Here is a 20739-nt window from a genome sequence, read left to right as displayed (position 1 = left end):
GGTAACACCTGACCCTGTTTTTGACTTTACGCCCGTGATCCGGTGAGAGCGTTATGCGCTCTCCTGAATCACGGGCTTTTCTGCGTTCACGAACAGAGCAAACACACCGGCGAGCACGAAGGCCGTGGCACACATCCACACGCCCTCGTGGAAATCGTGATTGGCGTCATAAGACTTGAGCACCAGCGTGAAGAGCATGGGCATGATGGCGGCGCCGAAGTTTCCCCACATGTTGGACCAGCCAAAGAGCTGCGCCTGATTTTTGCCGCTGATGTCCTGCATGGTGGTCCACATGGCAGGCAGACCGATATCGCCGAAAAAGGCGGCCATGCCAAAGGCTGCGGCCATGCCCCAGGGAGAGTCCGTCCACAAGGCCAGCACATAACAGCCGGCGGCGGCGAATTTGGTCACGCTCATGGGCAGCATGCGGCCCATGCGTTTGCCATGATGACGTGTGATGTAGTCGGTGATGAAGCCGCCGAGAGGGAGGGCCACGATGCCAATGGACAGAGCACCGGTCGTGATGAGTCCGGCGAGGCCTTCCTCCAGATGCATGACTTTTTTGAGATAGTCGGGCAGGGAAAGGATGAGAAATGCCCAGCCGATGTTGGTGAAGAACTGCACGGCATTGGCCATCCAAAGATTGAGGCTGAGGCAGGCGGCCTTGAGGGGAAAACGCCGTGGTGGATCTTTGATGGGCTGGAAGTCACCGCGTCCTTCGGCCAGCAGATCGATCTCTGCTGCGTTGCAGCGTGGGTGCTGGCGCGGGTGTTCACGAAACACGCGCCAGTAGCAGATGGCGACGATGACTCCGATCAAACCATAGATCCACCCCGCCCAGCGCCAGTCGCCAGAGCGCAGAATGACAAAAGCAGTCAGGCCCGGCGCCACGGCACCTCCGACGCGCCCGCCCCAGGAAATCATGCTGCTGGCAAACCCGCGTGCTTCAATGTGGGCCCAGCGGGTGAGCAGGCCGCTGCTGGCCGGATAGTAGCCCGCTTCGGCGAGTCCGCAGCACAGCCGGGCGATTAGCAGCGTGGTGAAGCCCAGTGAAAAACTGGTGGCGGCGGTGAAGACGGACCAGGTGGCAATGTAAATGGTGATGAGGATTCGCGTGCCGAAGCGATCGCTGAGCCATCCGGCGGGGACTTGAGCCAGGGCATAGGCCCAGAAGAACGCGCCCTTTACCCAGTCAATCTGCCATCCTTCCAAAGCGACGCTTTTTTGAAACGAATCCGAGGCCACGATCTGGGCCAGGCAAATGCGGTCCAGATACATCAGGAAGGCCACCATCGTCGCGGTGGCAAGGATTTGATGGCGGACGATCGTGGGGCGGGAGGAAGAAGACATCGAAGAGACAAGACGCAGAAAATCAGCCAGCCCTAACAGGATTCCGACTTGATGAAGCATCGGAAGGCATGCATGAGCCGTGTATTGCAGCGCAAAAGCGTCCCAATGAATAGACTTGCGTGCCCCGCAGTCTCAACAACTCTTCCCTATCATGACCGCCATCAAAAATCTTACCGCTCTGCTGGTGCTGAGCTTTCTCGCTTCCGGCGTGCTCGGCTGGTTCCTGTTTCAGTCGCACACCGATCTTGCAACGGCGCATGCAGAGCTGGAGCAGATTAAAGCTGCGCATGCTGAAGAGATGAGTGCGAAGGCGGCTGAATTTCAGCGTACGCTCGACACCCAGGCGGCGCAGCATCAGAAAATGATCACTGCGATCAATGATGAGCATGAGAAGAAGATCGACGAACTGCGCACGGGCGAGCGCAAGCGTCTGGCCATCGCGGCCAAGGAGTTTGAAAACATTTTCGAGGGCAACAAGACCACGCTGCAGTACATTGACCTGCTGGAAGACAAGGTGAAGACCGGCCAGTCGCTGTCGAAGGCGGAAGTGGAAAAGCTTTCGATCATCACCACCGGGCTCGGCTACCTGAAAAAGCAATATCAGAAGCCGATGCAGGAGTTTCAGGAGCTGGCGAACTACTTTGACGCCCAGGCCTCCAAGCAAATCGCCAAACCGAAGGGCGGCTTCTTCAAGCGCCTTTTCAGCAGCGACTTCCGTGATGCCGAAAAGGAATACCTGCGACAGGAAGGCGCCAAGGAGGCCTTTGAGCAGGCGCAGAGCAAGTTCTCCGGCACCTACAAGCAGGCCCAGAAGGTCATGGGTTCGGTGAATCTGGATGCGGACGCCCAGATCCAGAAGCTGCATGCGTACATCGATGACAAGCAGCAGATGAACGCCGAAGATCTCTCTTCCTTCTTTGACAAAGCTCGTAAAGCGCTGCGCACCCATCAGGACGTGCTCGACTTTGAGCCGGACGCTGCACGGCTTCCTGCGCCGAAACCGCAGCCCTGAGGGCCATTGGAACGATAGGGAACTTTAGGTAAGGTGCTGACGTGCGTCAGGGATTAGTGGTGTCCTGGAGGTGCTGTGCAACCAACTGCCCCAACCTTTCAATGAATGGCCGTGGCATGGGTATGATGCTACGCAAATTGTAGGTTTTTGAAGGGGACGAGGGCTCCAGGAACTGCGAATTGATCGCAATTTACGCTCCTGAATAGTAAGAGAAAACCGAAAATACAGTCTGCTAACATGCTGGCGTAAATTTTCGCAGGAAATCATGAACATATTCTAGATCTCGACCAGCCCAATCCTTTGCCATCGACCCCCTCCCCTAATTTAAATAAACATGAAGTTTTTACGCATGCATCGTCCCTTTATCAGCGCGCTGATGATGATGTTAATGTTCTCCTGGCAGAGAGGTCAGCCGCTCGCGGCGGCAACACTTTACTGGGATGCGGATGCTGCAGTGGCAGGGAACAGTTCGGTCACGGGGGCTGGTCTGGGCGGATCTGGAATTTGGAACACCACTTTGCCGTATTGGTGGGATGGCAGCAGCACGGACGCTGCGGTGACTTTTACCAGTGCAGACACAGCCCTCTTCACCGGCTTGGGCGGCATGGTGCAACTGGGAGCGCCCATCACCTTGGGATCGATTATTTCAGTCAAAACATTGGGGGTGCGCTGACGCTGGCCAACCGGAGCATTGAACTCGCGGGAACCACTGGCGGCGGCACGACCAACGGGCAGGGGCTGGACATTCGCTCGGACGCGGCTCCCACGGGAATCCGTTCGATCAGCAACAACAGCGCGACAAACGCCTATATCTATTTGGATCATGCGGCCACGGACGGCAACGTCACGACGGGGCAGACGATCACCTTTGGTATGATCGCCCAAGCGAATAGCACGGCCGCCATTACGTTCGTGGGCAATCATGGTTATGGTGTGGCGCTGGGTGTGAACACACTTGCAGCCAGCAATGGCAAGTCTGAGCTCCGCCGATTCGACAGATGCGAGCTTTGCAGACTGGTTCCATGACAATCCAAGCGGAACCGCTGCGCAGTATGTCACCAGCATTGGCGGAATGGCCAACACGGGAGCAGGCACCAGCTGGAATGACATCCACTCGGGCAGCCATGACTTCATCTCGGCTGCAGACACGATTGTCCTGGGCAGCACGAATACCACTGACAAGCGTGTGGTGGTGTCCGTGAACAACCTCACCGGGGTGACCTATGGCAGTGTCTTCAATCTCATGGACTGGAGCACACTGGGCCTGACGCATGATGACAGCGCCCTTTCCGCCATGGGCGCGTTCAGTGTGACGAACAACCTGCAATTGCAGGACATTTCGAGCATTTCCCCCGGGCTTGCCTGGGATACCAGCCTCTTTGACAGTTATGGCATCATTGTTGTGGTTCCAGAGCCAGACCGGCTGCTGTTCCTCATGCTCGGTTTGCTGGGACTTCTGGCACGCCGTCGCCGCCGGGTTCTTGCTTGATCTTGCGGAGCTAAACCACGCAAAAATCATCCATTCAGGGCGGCCCGCCCCGCAGTTGATGTGATTCGGTGGTCTGCCGAATCACAAACGGCGGGGGATTGGGCATAAACGGCGGGGAATGAAAGGAAAGGTTGTCTTTTCGCTGACGTTTTGGCTAGGCTTAACGTATTCCATGCCGCGCTTTTCAGGTGCGGCTGTGCCTGATTCCAACTCTTCATTCCATGCAAACAAAACAAAACCAAACCACCCGCCGAACCTTCCTTCGCGGCACTGTGGCCGGCGCCGCCGGTCTCGTCGCATCCCGAGCCTTCTCCGCACCGCTGGGTGCCAATGGTGACGTTCGTGTCGCGGTCATCGGCTTTAACGGACGTGGCGCAGGCCACATCAAGAGCCTGGAGGAAATCCCGGGCGTGCGCATCGTCGCTCTCTGCGACGTGGACGCCAATGTGCTCGCGAAGGGCGTGGCAAGCCAGGCCAAGAAAAACAACACCGTCACGGCCTACTCCGACTACCGGAAGCTCATGCTGGACCCTGAGGTGGACGCCGTGACCATCGCCACGCCGAACCACACGCACACGCTCATCGCCATGACGGCCATGCAGCATGGCAAGCATGTGTATGTGGAGAAACCCGTTTGCCACAACATCTGGGAAGGACGGCAGCTGCTGAATGCCGCCGAGAAGGTCGCCAAGAAGGGGCTCGTGGTACAGCACGGAATGCAGCGTCGTTCCAGCCCCGGCTGGGCGGAGGCCATGGCCTGGGTGAAGGAAGGCCACATCGGCAAGGTGACGCTCTCCCGTGGAGTGAACTACAAATCACGTATTTCCACTGGCAAAGTGGCGGAGGCGATCCAGCCCAAGGACGGGATGATCAAGGGCACCTTCCACGATCTGCGCAATGTCAAGACCGACCCGGCCGGAGCGCCGCAGGAGGTGGATGTGGACTACAAGCTGTGGGCTGGACCACGTGGCATGCAGCCGGTGCACCGCACGCAGTTCCACTATGACTGGCACTGGCAGTGGGCCTTCGGCAACGGCGACATCGGCAACCAAGGGCCGCATCAGACAGACGTGGGCCGCTGGGCGCTGGGAGATCCCGAACTGCTGCCCAAGCGCGTGATGAGCTTTGGCGGTCGCTGGGGCTACAAGGATGACGGCGAGACCGCGAACAATCAGATGGCCTTTTGGGCCTACGAGCCCGCGCCGCTGCTGTTTGACAACCGCGGTCTTCCTTTGAAGGACATGGACTGGAAGCTGGAGCCCGTCTTCCGCGTGAATGGCAAGACCGCCGCTGCGCGCGTCGGCAATGTCATCCATTGCGAAGGTGGCTACGTCATCGAGGCCAAGGCTTATGACAATGAAGGCCAGGCCATCAAGAAGTTCGAGAACTTCAATGACGGTGCTGACCACATGCTCAACTTCATCAACTCGGTGCGTGCCGGCAAGCTCATCAATCCGAACCTGCACGTCTCCCACGGTTTCCATGCCGCTTCGCTGGCCCATCTTGCGAACATCTCCTACCGTCTGGGCAAGGCTGCGAACGTCGCTGAGGTGCAGGAGCGCCTCAAGAATGACAAGGCCGGCCTTGAGACGCTGGAGCACTTCGTGAAGAATCTCGAGGACAACAAGATCGACCTCAACGTGGACAAGATCAGTGCCGGCCCGTGGCTGGAGTTTGATCCCGTCTCCGAGAAGTTCACCGGCGAGTTCGCCGATGAAGCCAACAAACTCGCGATGGAGAACTACGTGGACGAATTCAAGCTGCCGGAAATCAACTAACCGAAGAGCCAGCTTCGAATTTGATGCTTTGCGCGGAGCCGGGAAACCGGCTCCGTGTTTGTAATTGGCGGCGGGCTGCTTTGGAGTAGGGTTAAAATGCCATGGAATCCCCCAATCCACCTCCCGCGCTGCCGTATTCATCCGTCACTCAGGATGAAAAAACTCTGGGCATCGTCATGCACGTGCTTTGTCTGGTCGGTTTCCCCATTTTGGGTCCGCTCATCGTCTGGCTGGTCAAAAAGGATCAAAGCAGCTACATCGACCTGCAGGGGCGGGAATTGCTGAACTTCCAGCTCAGCTTTCTGGTATATGGCTTCCTGTCCTTTTTGCTCTGCTTCATTCTCATCGGCATTCCGCTTCTCATTGCAGTGGGGGTTGCCACGGTGGTGCTGACCATCATCGGGATTGTGAATGCTTCGGAGGGGAAGATTTATCGGTTCCCGCTGACGATTCGCCTGCTGTGAGGCAAAACGGTTGCGACTTCTGTGCCGTGGTGGTAGCTGAGTTCCCCGTTCCCACCAAAACCCCAGATGCGACCCAACCAACTTCTTCAAGCCATCGGTGCCGAGCTGCGCATGCAGATCATGACCTACATGCAGACCGATCAGCGCGCTGCATACAAGGCGGTCATTGATTCGCTCGCTCCGGCCAAGCGTCTTCGTCCTGCCTTCATTCTGGAGAAGTCCCGTGCCAAGCAGGCCGAGTGGCTGCTGGAGCAGCTCAACACGAAGTCGAACGAGGAAGTGACGGCGCAGATTTTCCAGATCTGGCTGCTCAAAGGCCAGCCGCAGATGCTGATCACTTTCCTGGATGCCGCGCAGATCGCGCATGATGGCAAGGGTGAGGTCACGGAACTGCCTGAGGTCATCGAAGACGACAAGGCTGAAGCTGCGGTGACTGCTTTGCTGGCTGCGTATCCTGCCAAGCAAGTTGCCTTGTATCTCTACATGTTCCAGCAGCAGCGCGAAGGTGGCTGGATTTCGCTCACCAAGGCTATCGATGCCCGCCCTGAGCTGAAGCTCGAAGCCTGAGATTTTCTGCCATGATGGACGCCCTCGACAGCGCCATCGCCAACACGCAGGCGCATCTGGATGCCCTGCGCAATGCGAGCGGCCACTGGGAAGGGCGGCTTTCTAGCAGCGCGCTTTCAACCGCGACGGCCATCGTCGCGCTGGCGCTGGTGGATCGTGACAAGCATGCGGTGCACATCGCCGCCGGGGCGCAGTGGTTGTGTGATCATCAGAACGCTGACGGTGGCTGGGGTGACACGACTCTGAGCAAGAGCAACCTTTCGACCACGCTGCTGTGCTGGAGTGCGCTGCATCTCGTGGGGAAGCGGACTACGCCTGCCGTTGAAACTGCCAATGGGTGTATCATCGCGCAGGTAGGTTCTCTTGAACCCGTGGCCATCGCTCGGGCGGTGGTGTCCCGTTACGGCAAGGACAAGACTTTTTCGGTGCCCATTCTCATGCTGTGCGCGCTGTGTGGTACCTTGGGGGACAAGCCGTGGAAGCATGTCATTGCGCTGCCGTTTGAGCTTGCTGCGTTGCCGCGCACTTGGTTTGGGGCGGTGGGGCTGCCGGTGGTGAGCTATGCGCTGCCGGCGCTGATTGCCATTGGGTACACGCGGTTTAAGAACAAGCCGCCGGCGTGGTGGAATCCTCTGAGGTGGCTTCGTGCGCTGACATGGCCGCGCATCCGGCCGATGCTCAAGGCGCTGCAGCCAAGAAGCGGAGGGTATCTTGAAGCCACGCCGCTGACGAGCTTTGTCACCATGGCACTGGCGGGTGCGGGTGAGTTTGATCATCCGTGCCTGCCGCTGGCGGTTGAATTCTTGGTGAGTTCGAAGCGGGAAGATGGGAGCTGGCCGATTGATACCAATCTGGCAACATGGGGGACGACGCTATCGCTGCGGAGCTCCGACTTCAGCGCTCCACCTATTCCGTGGCTGCTGGCACAGCAGTATCGTGAAGTTCATCCTTTTACCAATGCGCCGCCGGGGGGGTGGGCGTGGACGAATTTGCCTGGAGGAGTGCCTGATGCGGATGACACTTCGAGTGCGCTGATCGCGCTGAAGAAGATCGGACATTCCTGCGATGAAGCGATTCAGCAGGGGATCACCTGGCTGCTTGATTTGCAAAATCGCGACGGGGGCATTCCCACGTTTTGCCGTGGCTGGGGCACGCTGCCGTTTGACCGCAGCACGCCGGAGATCACGGCGCATGCGTTGTGTGCGTGGTGGGTGTGGAGAGATGAAGCGCCGCAAGTTTTGAAGAAACGTATCGACGAAGGAACGCGGCAGGCACTCGCCTACTTGAAGCGGGTGCAGTTGCCAGATGGTTCCTGGATTCCGCTGTGGTTTGGCAATGAGCACACGCCGGATGAAAACAATCCGGTCTATGGCACGGCGCAGGTGGTCAATCATCTGAGTGGCAGTGAGCAGCTCGCCAGCAAGTTTGATGCGTTGATTCAGAGCGGGCGCCAATACTTGCGCAGCGCCCGGAAAGCCGATGGCTCCTTTGGCGGGGATGCGAATGCGCCTGCGAGCATCGAGGAGACGGCGGTGGCTTTGCATGCTTTGAGTGGTGAAGAGCAAGACATGATGGGCAGCGTGCAATGGCTCATTGGGGCAACAGAAAACGGCACTCGTTTTCCTACTGCGCCCATTGGTCTCTACTTTGCGCGGCTATGGTATCATGAGCAGCTTTATCCTGTGGTTTGGACACTGGGAGCGCTGAGGGCGGCCAAGAAGATGCTACGTTGATTTATTCCTGCTCGACGGTGCTGGAGACATCCACGGGGGACTCGCCTGCGACTTCTTTTTCGACGGGCTGCACTCGGATTTCGACGTTTACGGGGACGGCGCGGAGGCCTTCGATGATGCGCTGGAGGCGCTCGATGGTGACGTCGGAAAGAGTTGGTTTGCTGACGGCCTGCTCGATCTTTTCCAGACCGACGGTGAAGGCGTTCATGTGGCCGGTGATGCGGTTGATGGGATCGTTTTCGCCTGCGCCACCGGTGAGGAGGTTGCGTTTGAAGGTGCTTTTAATTTCGGCCCAGCGGATGACGTCGGCCTCGGTGGAGAGGGTGTTGATCTCGCGCCATTTGAGAAGGTTTGATTCTGCAGCCTGGCTGAGAGTCTGTGCTTCGCCACGATAGTGATCGGCGATGAGGCTGGCGACTTCGGCATCCGTCATGAGCGGGAGGATTTTCTCCGCGATCTTGTTCATGTTGCGGTAGCTGCCCTGGAGCTTGAAGGGCGGCTCGGTGCGGTAGGCGTCCTCCATGGCGGCGCTGCGCACGTATTCCTGGTTCACACGCAGGATGATCTCGCGCACGTGGAGGAGCTTTTCCATGACGGCAACGGCTTCGTTGATCTCCTCGGCGCTGTAGCTGCCTTCAAACTCGACGCCTTCGCGCGTGCCGGTTTGGGCGACCTTCAAGACGGCGAGTGCATCGGCATGGCTGCGAGCTGCGATTCGCGCCAGCGTGGCATTGCTGGTGAGGCTGTTCTCGATGTAGCTGTCTTTGAAGGCTTCCTGATGGCCGCCGAGGATGTCGCCGAGATTGTAGGTGTCGGCGCGGTTCGCCAGCATGTCCGGCACCTGGAATTTGCCGCCGACTTCGGTGTAGGGATTGCCTGCCATGACGACGGCGACTTTGCGGCCGCGCAGGTCGTAGGTCTTGGCTTCGCCTTTAAACACGCCTTCGATCTTGCGCGTGCCGTCACAGAGGGAGATGAACTTTTGCAGGAACTCAGGGTTCGTGTGCTGAATGTCATCGACATAGATCATGACATTGTCGCCCATCTCGAAGGCGAGGTTGAGCTTCTCCACTTCTTCACGCGCGCTGGCGTTGGCGGCTTCGGCGGGATCCAATGAGGTGACCTTGTGGCCGAGAGCGGGGCCGTTGATTTTTACCAGCGTGATGCCGAGGCGGCTGGCGACGTATTCCATGAGCGTCGTTTTGCCGTAGCCGGGCGGTGAGATGAGCAGGAGCATGCCCATGCGGTCCGTGCGCGTGTCCTTGCCTGCGGCACCTAGCTGCTTTGCCAGATTGGCGCCGATGAGGGGAAGATAGACCTGATCGATGAGGCGGTTGCGCACGAAGGAGCTGAGCACGCCGGCTTTGAACTGATCGAGCCGCAGTTCGCGGCGGCGGGTGTCGGCGAGGCGATGCTTGAGCAACTGGAAGGCTTCAAATGCGGGCACGACCTCGGCTTCGTAGCGTTGCAGGCGCGCGGTGAACTCGTGGTAGTTGAGTTCGAGCTTTGCGTCGGCGATGCGCGCGTGCGTGCCGATCAAGCCGGTGATGGTGGCGTGGGCGGCTGGCTCAGTGGGAATGGCGGCTGGAGGTTGGTCGTGGGTGATGACCATGGCTGCGGTCTCGATCAGGACGCCAGGGGCAGCGGCGGGATTGAGAGCGGTGAGCCACTCCAGGGCGATTTCGAATGCGAGCAGGGGTTGGGCGGCGAGGGAGGTGAGGGTTTCTTCGAACTCCTTGGCCGCGTGTTTGACGGTGAGTTCGCGGTGGAAGGCACGCAGGAGTTCTGTGGCTGCGGCGGAGCGGGTGAAGGGATGCTTGGATTGGAGCTCGTCGAGGAGGCAGGCGGTGATCTGGGATGACGAAGCTCGCGGCAGAATGCCGCCGAGCAGACTTTCCACATGCTTCGCCAGTTCGTTATCGGCGGAGGCATTCGAGATGCCGAGCAGGTCGCGCATGCGACCTTTGGACTGCATGCGGGCGAGGAGGGCTTTCTTGGCGGCGTCTTCAGTCCACGCGTGCCAGAACAGGCGGGCGTAGCCGCGGGCGGCGGGGGAATGGCGGAGGAGGCCGAGGGCCTGCTGCATTTCGCGCAGGGGTTTGAGCATCAGCGCGGCGTCGTGATCGTGCACACCTTTGGTGTAGCCTTCGTGATAACGCTGAGCCATGAACGTGGCCACGTCATCGCCTGCGCCGGCTTTGAGCATCTGCCAGGCGAGGTATTCGGCGCGATAGACATCGGCATTTTCGGAGACGACGGCCTGGTCCCACACGCTGCGCTGCGTCGCGAGTTCAGGGTTTTCGACAGTCTCATAAAAACGCGTGCCGGTGAGGTGGAAGGAAAGGCCGTTTTCACGAGGCAAAATCGTGAGCTCCAGCGGCTGCTTGTTCACGCTGAACTGATGCTGGCCGAGCTGGATGAGATCGCCGCCCGCGACGAAGATCTCCGACTTGTCGCGGATCTGTTTCAGGGAGTCCTGCTGGACGGTCTTGAGTCGGGTTTGCAGTTCATCGGCGCGGACGCTGTCGCCGAGCTTGCGCAGTTCTTCGATGAGATCGCGCAGCTTGGCGACCATGGCGTCTGCCGCGAGCCAGGCGTGGACTTCTTCAGGCTTGGCGAAGTTCGCGAGACGATTGCGGATGCTGGTGAGGATGCGTTCGGCGGACTGGCCGAGGCTGCCGCAGCGGCGGTTCAAGGCATCGCTGAGACTCTGACGGCGTGACTCGAAGGCGGTCTGCACCTCTTCGCGCTTCTTGATGAGTTCGGCGGCGTAGTCGTCGAAGTCGGAGAAGCGAGTCTCCATTTCCTCGATTTGCACGAGGACGCGGGTGAGGGATTCATCGCACTTCTCCGGGGTGGTGGCGACTTCGAGGTAGTTCAGCACGCTCTGGCTGAGCAGGCTGAGCTGGGCCTGGAATTGCGCCGCGCCTTCGGTCTTGGCGAGGTCATTGCGGCGGTTGCGCAGGACACTGCGCACCTGATTGAGCTGCGCGAAGAGCGTGGAGATGCCTTCGATGATGCGAGTGGTCTCGGTGGCGTCTTCGATCTTGAGGCTGCTGACAATTGCAGTGAGCATTTCCAGCTCGCTGCTGGATTTGGCGAGGGCTTCTTCGACGGCCTGGGCTTCGGTGACTTTGGCCAGGGCAGGTACACGGGCCTGCTGTTCGGAGATCTGTTTGCGGTAGGGGTCCAGCGACTCCGGCTTGAGCAGGAAGGTGACGCATTTCGCGGAGAGTTTGTCGGCGCCTTCAGCGACCGCCTTGTCCATGCGGTCGATTTCGGCGGCGTCGGTGTAGCGCACATCGCGCAGGGCGATGATCTGGCCGCGCAGCTCGCGCAAAGAGGTGAGGAGATGGACGAAGCCGAGGATGTCGGTGGGATCGGTGTTGGCGGCGGCGTTGAGAGCCTTCTTCGATTTCTCCTGCAGCGTCGCAGTTTGCTCCGCTGCGGTCTTGCGCATGCGGCTGACTTTTTCAAACTCGCCCAGCGCGGCTTCGGCGGTGGTCTTGACCTCGACGAGGATGCTCTTGAGATCGTGGGCTTCTTCGCGCCCGACCCAGAAATAGCTGTCGGCAATGTCGCCGCAGGAGCGGGAGAGTTCGACGTAGAGACCGGAGAAGGAGTCGTCTTTGCCAAGCAGTGTGAGCACGCCCTGGCACTCGGCCATGGCGCGGACGATTTCGGCGTTGCCGATCTTGCTGAGGAAGGTCTGCGAAGCTTTGGCTTCGCTCACATCGGCGGAAACGAAGGGCGTGCGCCAGACCTGAATGACGTGGTGCTTGCGCGGTTCTTCATCCGCCGAAAAGAGCACGAGTTCGCCGCTGGGGAAGAGGCTGAAGCCATGGCAGGGCTGCGGCGTGGCGACGTTTTGCGTGATGAGATTGTAGCTGAGCAGCAGGTAGGACCCGCTCTCCAAATGGCTGAAGACAAAGAGCGTGTCCTCGCCGTTCGCGGCAGGGATGCGCTTCTCGAAACGCATGGGGGGCAGGCCGGTTTCAAAGCGGCGCACTTCGCCGGTCTGCAGCACATAGCCATGAGGAAAGAGGATGCCGTGGTCGTCCGGCAGGAGGACGCAGCTTTCGGCGATGCTGTCGATGCGATGCGCCTGGCGTGTGCGCTCATTGAAGACGAGATGCCGCCACGTTTTCTCCTGGTAGGGGAGGATCTTGAGCAGGATGAGGCTGCCGACGATGGCATAGTACACTTCGGCATCGTCGAGGGTCTGATCTCGGTTTTCGACGGGCTCGTTGTAGATGCCGCGGCCTGAGTCGGTGTTGTTTTCCACCTTCACGGTGAGATCGCCGCCGATGGTCTCGACGAAGACGCGATCCTCGATGCTGATGTGCGGGTGGTTGCCGTGGATGTACATGTCCCGCGTGGCGCGCTTCCATTCAAATTCCTGCGGCGTGGGGAAGACGAATTCGTGGTCGCTGCGGTTGCCGAGGTACTTGAGCGTGCCGTGGTCATCGTCCACGAGCCACTTGAAGGCTTTCACCTCGGTGGCGCGCTGGCCCACCTGAAAGCCCAGGTAGAGATGCGGGCCGATGCGGTGGAACTTCAGGAAGGAGGCGTGCTTGTAGTAGCTGTAGAGGTAGGCGAAGTCCTCCACGAACTGGGGATCACTTAGCAGGCCGTCTTTGTTCGGATGAAAGCTGTGATCCGCTGGATGATAATCATAGACCGCGAACACGTCCTCGATGCGCATGGTGCTGCGCAGGCCGAGGTGGACGTTGTAGCCGAAGATGAAGCGATGCGGGCCGATGGCGGCGAGGTCGCGCGGCACGCAGTTGTTTTCTGTCGTGAGGCGCGAGGTGGCTAGCAGCGCTGTCTCAATGCCACCGAATTCAGCCTTGCGATCGGCATTCAGCAGATCCAGCCGACGCTGCAATTCGGAGCCGTGCTTGTTGAGACGCTGACGAATGACTTCGTAAGCGCCGGCTTCGAGCTGCGGGGAGGGTGGGGAAGATGGAGGCGTGTCGGCCATTGGGGCGGTTTAAAGATTCAGAACCTCAGTGAACATCACTCGAAGTGATCGCATGAATCAGTCATTTGGATCCATCCAGACCGATCTGAGTAACCATGCGGAATGAGGAAGCGCGAGGAGTGCCATCCACCCAAAAGTGCCTTCCGCCATCACAAAGGGGAGGGAAACGGCCAGGAAGGTCCAAAAGATCTTCCCGGCTGTGTTCCAGGCTTTGCGTGTGGCGTAAGGCGTCGCGTTCATCGGAATGACGCGGTTACTTCTTCGCCGCCTTGGCTGCGAGGAGGCCGCTGACGGTCTGCTCGGTGAGGCCGAAGCGGGAGGCGGCGCCGATCATGCCGGTGAGCTTATTTAAGGTGGTGGCGTCGGGGTTGAGGCCGATGAGCTTGCTGAAGAGAGCGCTGAGGGTGAGGTTCTTCGTGTCTTCGGAGGTGAGGCCGAACTGATCGATGATGTTTTTGAGCTGGGATTTGAAGTAGTCGGGATCGCCGGTGAAGAAGGTTTCCTTCACATCGGTGAGGGTGCGGCTGCCTTCGACCATGCGGTCGATGGCGCGGGCGTTGCCGATGGCATTGGTGATCTTGTCGAAGAACTGGCTTTCGCCGCCGATGATTTCGATCTTGGCGGACTTCATGGCCTCGCCAAGCACGTTGGCCTGGGCGGCGGCGATGTCCTTCTGGATGTTGATCTGTGCGAGCTCGATGGCTTTTTCCTTTTCGAGCGTGAGCTTGAATTCCTCGTGTTCGCGTCCGGCGTTTTCGAGGAGCTTCATGGCCTGCGCCTTCTTGGTGATGCCATCGGCTTCCGCAGCGAGTTTGAGCTGCGTGACTTCGGCGTCTGCGGTGCCCTGCTTCTGTGAAGCCTCGGCCTTGGCGAGCAGGACCTGGGCTTCTCCGAGGCCGATGGCGGCGGAGCTGGCGGTGCGACCTTCGGCGAGTGATTTCTCGGCCGCAGCATCTTTGGAAGCGGACTCCTGCCGGGCTTCGGCCAGAGTGAGCAATTCCTGAGCGTGAAGCTCGGCGGCCTGTTTGGCGGCCTCGGCGGCTTTGATGGCGGTGAAGGCGGCCTGCTCGGCGGCGAGCTGCGCGGATTGTTTGGAGGCTTCGGCCTCCTTGATTTTCTGGATGAGCTGCTCCTGGGCGTTTTTCTCGGCGTTGGTGAGGGCGACCTGCTTCTCGCGGTCGGCCGTGGCGAAGGCTTCGGCGTCCTTCATCTTCTGCTGCTCGATGACGACGGTTTTTTCGAGGGCCACGCGGTCTTTGATGACCTCCTGGATGTTCTTCTTCTCCACTTCGACGGCCTTCTCCTTCTCGATGGCCTTGAGCGTGGTGACGCGCTCGCGGTCGATGATTTCGAGATCGCGGTCCCGGGTGACGCGCTCGATTTCGACGGCATCTGTGCGCTCTTTGTTGCGCTGGGCGACGAGGACCTGGCGGTCTTTGTTCTGGGTGGCGACGGCGATTTCTTCGTCGGCGCTGATCTTGGCACGCTCGGCCTTGAGGCGCTCTTCCTCCTGCACCTTCATCGTTTCGGCCATCTCGCGGGCGCGGACGCTTTCGACGTCGCGTTTCTGCTTGGATTCGGTTTCTGCCAGCTGGCGCTCGAGTTCGAGGATGGCCTCACGGGCCTGCACGTCCTGCTGCTTGATGACCTTTTCCTTGTCGCGCTGGATGTTGTTGGAGAGCTTGGCCTGAGCGGCGGTGAGCTCGGTGATTTTCTTGATGCCTTCGGCGTCGAGGATGTTGTCGGGATCGAGGTTTTCGAGCTGCGTTTGTTCGAGGAAGTCGATGGCGCAGTCGTCCAGGGTGAAGCCGTTGAGATCGGTGCCGATGACCTTGAGAATCTCGCTCTTGAAATGATCGCGCTCATTGTAGAGCTGCACGAATTCGAAGCGCTTGCCCACGGTTTTGAGGGCTTCGGAAAACTTGGCGTCAAACAGCACGCGGATGGTGTCCACAGTGCTGGCACGGGTGCAGCCGATGCTCTGGGCCACGCGCAGCACATCTTCCGGTGTTTTGTTCACACGGACGAAGAAGGCGACCTTGATGTCGGCACGCAGGTTGTCTTTGCAGATGAGACCTTCCTGGGCTTTGCGCTCGATTTCGATGCGCTTGACCGAGATGTCCATGTACTCGGACTGATGGGCCACAGGGATGACGATCATGCCGTTGAAGGTCACCTTGGTGCCGCCGATGCCGTTGCGCACGATGGCCTGGCCCTGCTGCACTTTGCGGAAGAAGCGCGAGAACAGAATCAGGATGCCGAGAAAGATGCCGATGATGATGACTCCGACAAGAAGGCTGCCTTCCAGCAGGAGAGCGAGGGGTAGGGATGTGGTCATGAGAGTTGGGTGAAAGTGTGGTGGGTTAGTTCTGGGGAGCGGGTTCGATCAGGTAAAAAATATTGTCGGGACCGGCGGAGATGACTTTGGCCGAGTCGCCGCGTTTCAGGGGTGTGACTCCCGGCTCAGTGCGGACATTGATCAGCAGAGGAACGCTGGCGGTGGTGATTTCGAGCTGGCCGTAGGAGGCATCCGCCTCCGTGGAAACCACGACGCCGGTGCGGCCGATCACCTCCTCGGCTTCTGAGTCGGCATCGCCCATGGCTTTGAAGAGTTTGGCGACGGGGAGGGTGACGAGCTTGGTCACGATGAGGCTGCCGAGCAGGTTGGGCAGGAGGAGCCAGGTGGCCTGCAGCAGACTGCCAGCCTGATTGTACCATTCATTCAGCGCCAAGGAGCCGAACCAGAGAAAGAGAACCAGGAAACTGAGCCAGACCATGAGGGGCACCTGCGAGAAGCCGAGGAAGCGACCCGCCGAGAGCCAGGCGCCGCCGGTGCTCATGCCGAGAGCGTTTGAGGAGCCAGTACCGTCGTGGGCATCACCGTCTGTGCCCAGATCGTCGGGCAGATCAGCCTCGAAATCCAGCGCACCGAGCAGGACCAGAAGCCAGTAGCAGACGACCAGTGTCAGCAGCAGCGTCAGCAAAAGCTGGTGTGGCAGGATGGCGGCTTGGAAGAGTTCGAACACGGTGGGAGATTTGGCGGATAGGTGATGTGCGATATAAGCAACTGACCCGAGGCGAGGCGATTACAATTTTGCAGATCGTCTTCAATGCCATTAGACGAGCCTAGTTGCGTGTGCGCCTGAGGTTAAATAAATTCCTGATTGCCGGAGCGGGGGAGGATTGAAAAACCGAGCTTTGGAATGTTCGCGCGGGTTGTTTTTGGGTGTGGAGAGGGATGGCTGACCTCACTTTAGGCGGCTTTGAGGCCGTGATATGAACCGTGAGAAGCATTGACAAGCCCGGCGCTGCTCCTAGAATCGGCATCGAATTCACCCAGAACAAAGTACAGCGAATCGTCAGTCAGCGGAGGTTACCGGCATGAGGAACACAGAATTTGAAGACGAACGGCGTCCACCCAATCCGCCGCTGCATTCCGAGAAAATCGTCACGGATCGGAAGATTTTTTTCCTGGATCTCAAGGAGAATGATCGTGGCAAGTTCATCAAGATCACCGAGGACGTGCGCGGCCGCCGTGACACGATCATTCTGCCGATCGACGCCGCGCAGGAGTTCTTGGACGCCATGATGCGGACGGTGGACGCTGCGAGTGTGGATGAGTGAAGTGGTGACCGTTACCGCTCATCGCAGGTGGACACGGTTCCGATGCATGCGACCTCAAGCTGGGTGCAGCGAGTGAGCGCGACGTCGGAGTAGAAGCACGCCGCAGGCGCTTGCCGCCATGGCCATGGAGACATGCAGGCAAAAGACGCCGCCGTTGAGTTTCGCATACCATGCGTCCTGGTCTTTTCCACGGTCATAAACCAGCCAGGACAGCCCCAATCCGTATTCAGTCCGCACACAATTGAAGAAGCGTGTCGAATCGGCCGGTCTGGACCATTGGCCGCTTGAGGTGTAAAGATTTTCGGGATAAGCGCCGATTGGATAGGAATGCCGTGGAAAGAGCAGAATGAACAGGCTGGCCAGCAGCAAAAGGGTGCCTTGGAAGAGCATTTTCATGATTAATGGCAAACAGGCACAGTGAGTCTTAGGTGAACCTGATCACCTGTTTCTGCCCGTGCTCCTCATGCGCGGGATTGAGCGCACGCAGTTCAAACTCGGCGCGGTCAGCATTGATGCGGGCGATGACCCAGCCGCTGGGGCGTTTGGGGTCGAAGGTGTAGGCGACGGGGGGGAGATTGATGAGCGGGAGGCCGGTTTTCTCGTGCTTCGTTTTCAACCAGGTGTGGGTGTGGCCGTAAATGTAGCCCTGCACCTTGGGATAGGCGGAGAGGAGGTCGAAGAGGGCATCGCTGTCCTGCAGGCAGGTGCCTTTCTTCTTGTCGTCCATGCTGGGCTGCATGGGATTGTGATGCGCGACGATGAAGGTGGGCTTGTTGGGCGCGTTGCGCAGTTCACGCTCGATCCACACGAGCTGGGGGTCGCCGAGCAGGCCGGGGGTTTTGTTCACGAGGTCGAGGGAGTCGAGCAGGATCCAGTTCACCTGGGCACTGGTGACGGTGGCGACGTGCTTGTCCGGCACGTTCATGGGGCGCTCGGCATTGGGCGGCGGCGGGCCGATGATGGCGTTGAGGAAGTTGTTGCGATGGTCGTGGTTGCCGAGGGTGCAGTGAATCTGGATGGACTGCTCGCGAAGGGCCTGGATGCAGTGGGTAAAGGTGACGTAGTCTTCCGTCTTGCCTTCAAGGTAGGCGCAGTCGCCGTTGACGATGAGGCCGAAGGGTTTCTGGCCGATCTTGAGCACCTGATTGGCGCAGCGGCGCAGATTTTCCGCCATGCATGCACCGCGTGCGACGAGCGCCTCGTCCTGGGCGATGTGGGGGTCGGAAAACAGGACCCAAGTCTGTTCAGGAATCTCAAGCGCGGGAAGCTGCGTGGCGAGGGCGCCCAGAGCAGCGGCGGTGCCGTGCTGCAAAAAGTTGCGGCGGGTGAGAGGGGGGAAGGTGATTGGCATGGGAAGGAATGAAACGCTGCTTAAGGGCCGGATCGTGCGAACAGGAAGCAAACTTCAGGTGCCGAAATAGCGGTCTCCGGCATCGCCTAGGCCGGGGACGATGTAGCACTTGTCGTTCAGACCGGAATCAATGGCGGCGGTGACGATGGCCACATCTGGATGAGCACGCTCCATGGCGGCCAGCCCTTCGGGGCAGCTCACCACGCAGATCATGGTGATGCGCATGGCTCCGGCCTCCTTGAGCTGGCGTGCGGCTTCACAGGCGCTGCCGCCGGTGGCGAGCATGGGGTCCAGGAGAAATACATCTGCGTTCGAAAGGCTGGCGGGCAGATTCGCATAGTAGGCATGCGGCAGGGCGGTTTCCTCATTTCGCCTGATGCCGACATGCGCGACGACGGCGTCGGGCACGAGCGGCAGGATGCCATCCAGCAAACCCAGGCCGGCGCGCAGGATGGGCACGCAGACAAGCGGGCGTGCCAGCTGTGAGCCCACGGTTTGCTTCAGCGGTGTCTGCACGTCAATCTCACGCACGGGGAGTTCACGGGTGGCTTCGAGGAAGAGAAGGCGCGCGAGGTGGTTCAGATGCCGCCGAAACTCATGCGACGGCGTGCCGACAGCACGGATGGCGGCGAGATGGCACTGTGCCAAAGGATGCTGAACGACGACAACGGGCTGCATGCCGGGCATTCTGCCGCGTTTGCCCGTGCTGGCAAAGTTTTCCACCACCGGGTTGACGGTCATGATACCCTGCAGGCATGAAAACACGATTCTGTGTGCCTGCATTGGTCGCACTTTCTCTGGTCGCTTGTGACAGCGCACCGAGAGGGGACGGTTCGAGTTATTATTACCCGTCTGCCAATCGCCCGGAAGCCGTACCTCGCAGCAGCCCCAGCCAGAGCATTGCCAGCATGGCGGGCAGCAGCGGAGCTCCCGTGCCGCGTGGTGGGTATGCACCCGGTTCGGGGCCTACAGCGATGCCGCAGGGGGACCAGTTCATGTATCAGCAGAACGTTTCAGGTCCCTTTGGCAGCCGCAGTTCAAGCGGTGTGATCAACGCTTACGGCGGGGTGCAGAGTTATCAGACGATTGGCAACATGCCGGTCTATCCCGGCATGGCGGTTCCGTACAACAACCCGCGCTACAACGGCAGAATGCCCACGAAGCCGGTGTATGTGCCCGGTGTCGGCGGCGCTCCCGGCTACTACATGAACCCGAGCACTGGGGCGCGGGTGCCGGGGCCGTAAGCCGGGTTAAGCTTCACCATCTTTCTCCGCCTGGGCTCGCTTGGCCTCTGCTTTGTGTTTGAGCACTTCAAACACGATGGGCAGCATGGAGACGACAATGATGAGAACGAAGACCAGCTTGAGGTTGTTTTTGATGATCGGGATGCTGCCAAGGAAGTAGCCTGCGATGCTGAAGCTGAGCACCCAGACCAAGCCGCCGCCGAGGCTGTAAACAAGGAAGCGGCGGTAATCCATGCGGCCAAAGCCGGCGGTGAAGGGGGCAAAGGTGCGGACGATGGGCACGAAGCGCGCGAGGATGATTGCCTTGCCGCCATGCTTGACGAAGAAGGCCTCGGTCTTCGCGAGGTAATCGCGCTTGAACCAGCGCTGATTCACGATCCACCCGCCTGCTTTACGGCCGATCCAGTAGTTCAGGTTGTCACCGATGATGGCGGCGCACATGAGCAGTGGAATGATGAGTTCGATGCGGATGAGTCCCTGGGCGGATAGAGCGCCCACGGCAAACAGAAGTGAATCACCTGGCAGAAAGGGCATGATCACCAGGCCGGTCTCGCAAAAGATGATCGCAAACAGCAGCCCGTAAATGAGCGCCCCATGATCCTGTGCGAAGGCTTGCAGGTGTTTGTCGATGTGCAGAACGAAATCGAGAAGCTGGGAGATCATGGGCGGCGAATCTCCGGCGTCAGAGCGGCGCGGCAAACGAAAAGTCATGCCGATCCCGACAGGTTCACAAAAAAGCCGGGGCGTGATGCCCCGGCTTTGCTGGATGGGTTCTGTCGATTCGTTCGGTGGCTTATTTCAGCTCAGCGGTGACCACTTTTTTGCCCTCGATCTTGAGGCCGTCGACGTTTTTGAATTTTTCCGCCACCTCTTCCGGGCTGAGGCCGACGTCAGCCGATTCCATGAAGCCGGCGAAGATCTCGGTGTTGTCCATGATCTTGTCGAACTGGATGTCCATGTAGCTGATTGTGCCATCATTCAGATGGGCGGCGTTGGAGCTGGCGATGCCATTGGCCCCTTGGACTGCCACCGCCACGCGCATGCCGGCAAACATGGGCTTCATCATCGCCATCTGCGATTTCATCATGGCGATTTGATCCGGGCTCTTCTTTGGCTTGGCAGCTTCGCCGCCTCTCTTTTTAT

The 20739-nt window shown here is 59.4% G+C and carries 18 protein-coding genes; 9 read left to right on the top strand and 9 right to left on the bottom strand.

Annotated elements, in window-relative coordinates; all coding sequences use genetic code 11:
* Positions 1-51: 51 nt before the first annotated feature.
* Complete coding sequence (locus tag WAW39_RS30105; protein WP_422323452.1) at positions 52-1350, bottom strand: MFS transporter; 1299 nt, start codon at positions 1348-1350, stop codon at positions 52-54.
* 151 nt (positions 1351-1501) lie between these two features.
* Here WAW39_RS30105 and WAW39_RS30100 point away from each other — a divergent pair, with 151 nt between their 5' ends.
* The 7 genes from WAW39_RS30100 (at position 1502) to WAW39_RS30070 (ending at position 8393) form a co-directional block, all read left to right on the top strand.
* Positions 1502-2362: a hypothetical protein gene (locus tag WAW39_RS30100; RefSeq protein ID WP_422323450.1), complete on the top strand. Its 861-nt coding sequence runs from the start codon at positions 1502-1504 to the stop codon at positions 2360-2362.
* A 334-nt stretch (positions 2363-2696) separates the two neighbouring features.
* Entirely contained in the window at positions 2697-3035 is a 339-nt protein-coding gene (locus WAW39_RS30095) for a hypothetical protein (protein WP_422323448.1), read from the top strand.
* Between the two features lie 294 nt (positions 3036-3329).
* Positions 3330-3851 (top strand): PEP-CTERM sorting domain-containing protein, encoded by a 522-nt coding sequence (locus tag WAW39_RS30090; protein ID WP_422323446.1) that lies wholly within the window; start codon positions 3330-3332, stop codon positions 3849-3851.
* A gap of 221 nt (positions 3852-4072) precedes the next feature.
* Complete coding sequence (locus WAW39_RS30085; protein ID WP_422323444.1) at positions 4073-5629, top strand: Gfo/Idh/MocA family protein; 1557 nt, start codon at positions 4073-4075, stop codon at positions 5627-5629.
* 101 nt (positions 5630-5730) lie between these two features.
* A complete protein-coding gene (locus tag WAW39_RS30080; protein ID WP_422323442.1) occupies positions 5731-6093 on the top strand; it encodes a DUF4870 domain-containing protein in 363 nt (120 codons plus the stop codon).
* 66 nt (positions 6094-6159) lie between these two features.
* Positions 6160-6660, top strand: a complete 501-nt coding sequence (locus tag WAW39_RS30075; RefSeq protein WP_397381506.1) for a hypothetical protein — start codon at positions 6160-6162, stop codon at positions 6658-6660.
* A gap of 11 nt (positions 6661-6671) precedes the next feature.
* Positions 6672-8393 carry a prenyltransferase/squalene oxidase repeat-containing protein gene (locus WAW39_RS30070; protein WP_422323440.1) on the top strand — a complete coding sequence of 574 codons (1722 nt, stop codon included), beginning with the start codon at positions 6672-6674 and terminating at the stop codon, positions 8391-8393.
* Position 8394: 1 nt separating this feature from the next.
* Here WAW39_RS30070 and WAW39_RS30065 read toward each other — a convergent pair whose 3' ends face one another.
* The 3 genes from WAW39_RS30065 to WAW39_RS30055 all read right to left on the bottom strand — a co-directional run bounded on the left by WAW39_RS30065 (position 8395) and on the right by WAW39_RS30055 (position 16403).
* A complete protein-coding gene (locus WAW39_RS30065; RefSeq protein WP_422323438.1) occupies positions 8395-13377 on the bottom strand; it encodes a DNA repair ATPase in 4983 nt (1660 codons plus the stop codon).
* A gap of 253 nt (positions 13378-13630) precedes the next feature.
* Positions 13631-15715 carry a flotillin family protein gene (locus WAW39_RS30060; RefSeq protein WP_422323436.1) on the bottom strand — a complete coding sequence of 695 codons (2085 nt, stop codon included), beginning with the start codon at positions 15713-15715 and terminating at the stop codon, positions 13631-13633.
* A 25-nt stretch (positions 15716-15740) separates the two neighbouring features.
* Positions 15741-16403, bottom strand: coding sequence for a hypothetical protein (locus WAW39_RS30055; RefSeq protein WP_422323434.1), 663 nt, complete (start codon positions 16401-16403; stop codon positions 15741-15743).
* 355 nt (positions 16404-16758) lie between these two features.
* Between WAW39_RS30055 and WAW39_RS30050 the strand changes: the two genes are divergently transcribed.
* Positions 16759-17001, top strand: coding sequence for a DNA-binding protein (locus WAW39_RS30050; protein ID WP_397381501.1), 243 nt, complete (start codon positions 16759-16761; stop codon positions 16999-17001).
* A gap of 54 nt (positions 17002-17055) precedes the next feature.
* Here WAW39_RS30050 and WAW39_RS30045 read toward each other — a convergent pair whose 3' ends face one another.
* From WAW39_RS30045 to upp, 3 genes are read right to left on the bottom strand one after another with little or no spacing between them, the layout of a single operon-like run.
* Entirely contained in the window at positions 17056-17397 is a 342-nt protein-coding gene (locus tag WAW39_RS30045; RefSeq protein ID WP_422323432.1) for a hypothetical protein, read from the bottom strand.
* Positions 17398-17425: 28 nt separating this feature from the next.
* Positions 17426-18352: a metallophosphoesterase family protein gene (locus WAW39_RS30040; protein WP_422323430.1), complete on the bottom strand. Its 927-nt coding sequence runs from the start codon at positions 18350-18352 to the stop codon at positions 17426-17428.
* A gap of 54 nt (positions 18353-18406) precedes the next feature.
* Positions 18407-19093, bottom strand: a complete 687-nt coding sequence (upp, locus tag WAW39_RS30035) for a uracil phosphoribosyltransferase (protein WP_422323429.1) — start codon at positions 19091-19093, stop codon at positions 18407-18409.
* Positions 19094-19107: 14 nt separating this feature from the next.
* On the opposite strand from upp, the gene WAW39_RS30030 reads away from it, so the two are divergent.
* Complete coding sequence (locus WAW39_RS30030) at positions 19108-19596, top strand: hypothetical protein (protein WP_422323427.1); 489 nt, start codon at positions 19108-19110, stop codon at positions 19594-19596.
* Between the two features lie 6 nt (positions 19597-19602).
* On the opposite strand, the gene WAW39_RS30025 is transcribed toward WAW39_RS30030, so the two are convergent.
* Positions 19603-20259, bottom strand: coding sequence for a DedA family protein (locus WAW39_RS30025; RefSeq protein ID WP_422323425.1), 657 nt, complete (start codon positions 20257-20259; stop codon positions 19603-19605).
* A 130-nt stretch (positions 20260-20389) separates the two neighbouring features.
* A partial coding sequence (locus WAW39_RS30020; RefSeq protein ID WP_422323423.1) for a hypothetical protein occupies positions 20390-20739 on the bottom strand: 350 nt, incomplete at its 5' end.

The sequence above is a fragment of the Prosthecobacter sp. genome, from assembly GCF_049294395.1.
Taxonomy (GTDB): Bacteria; Verrucomicrobiota; Verrucomicrobiia; order Verrucomicrobiales; family Verrucomicrobiaceae; genus Prosthecobacter.
This window is presented reverse-complemented; position numbering and strand designations above follow the sequence as displayed.

Excerpts from the sequence above, each read along its gene's own strand:
- WAW39_RS30085 (WP_422323444.1), top strand. The coding sequence starts at position 4,073 with ATGCAAACAAAACAAAACCAAACCACCCGCCGAACCTTCCTTCGCGGC.
- WAW39_RS30045 (WP_422323432.1), bottom strand. The coding sequence starts at position 17,397 with ATGAAAATGCTCTTCCAAGGCACCCTTTTGCTGCTGGCCAGCCTGTTC.
- WAW39_RS30025 (WP_422323425.1), bottom strand. The coding sequence starts at position 20,259 with ATGATCTCCCAGCTTCTCGATTTCGTTCTGCACATCGACAAACACCTG.
- WAW39_RS30095 (WP_422323448.1), top strand. The coding sequence starts at position 2,697 with ATGAAGTTTTTACGCATGCATCGTCCCTTTATCAGCGCGCTGATGATG.
- WAW39_RS30090 (WP_422323446.1), top strand. The coding sequence starts at position 3,330 with ATGGCAAGTCTGAGCTCCGCCGATTCGACAGATGCGAGCTTTGCAGAC.
- WAW39_RS30070 (WP_422323440.1), top strand. The coding sequence starts at position 6,672 with ATGATGGACGCCCTCGACAGCGCCATCGCCAACACGCAGGCGCATCTG.
- upp (WP_422323429.1), bottom strand. The coding sequence starts at position 19,093 with ATGACCGTCAACCCGGTGGTGGAAAACTTTGCCAGCACGGGCAAACGC.
- WAW39_RS30080 (WP_422323442.1), top strand. The coding sequence starts at position 5,731 with ATGGAATCCCCCAATCCACCTCCCGCGCTGCCGTATTCATCCGTCACT.
- WAW39_RS30105 (WP_422323452.1), bottom strand. The coding sequence starts at position 1,350 with ATGTCTTCTTCCTCCCGCCCCACGATCGTCCGCCATCAAATCCTTGCC.
- WAW39_RS30060 (WP_422323436.1), bottom strand. The coding sequence starts at position 15,715 with ATGACCACATCCCTACCCCTCGCTCTCCTGCTGGAAGGCAGCCTTCTT.
- WAW39_RS30065 (WP_422323438.1), bottom strand. The coding sequence starts at position 13,377 with ATGGCCGACACGCCTCCATCTTCCCCACCCTCCCCGCAGCTCGAAGCC.
- WAW39_RS30075 (WP_397381506.1), top strand. The coding sequence starts at position 6,160 with ATGCGACCCAACCAACTTCTTCAAGCCATCGGTGCCGAGCTGCGCATG.
- WAW39_RS30040 (WP_422323430.1), bottom strand. The coding sequence starts at position 18,352 with ATGCCAATCACCTTCCCCCCTCTCACCCGCCGCAACTTTTTGCAGCAC.
- WAW39_RS30050 (WP_397381501.1), top strand. The coding sequence starts at position 16,759 with ATGAGGAACACAGAATTTGAAGACGAACGGCGTCCACCCAATCCGCCG.
- WAW39_RS30100 (WP_422323450.1), top strand. The coding sequence starts at position 1,502 with ATGACCGCCATCAAAAATCTTACCGCTCTGCTGGTGCTGAGCTTTCTC.
- WAW39_RS30030 (WP_422323427.1), top strand. The coding sequence starts at position 19,108 with ATGAAAACACGATTCTGTGTGCCTGCATTGGTCGCACTTTCTCTGGTC.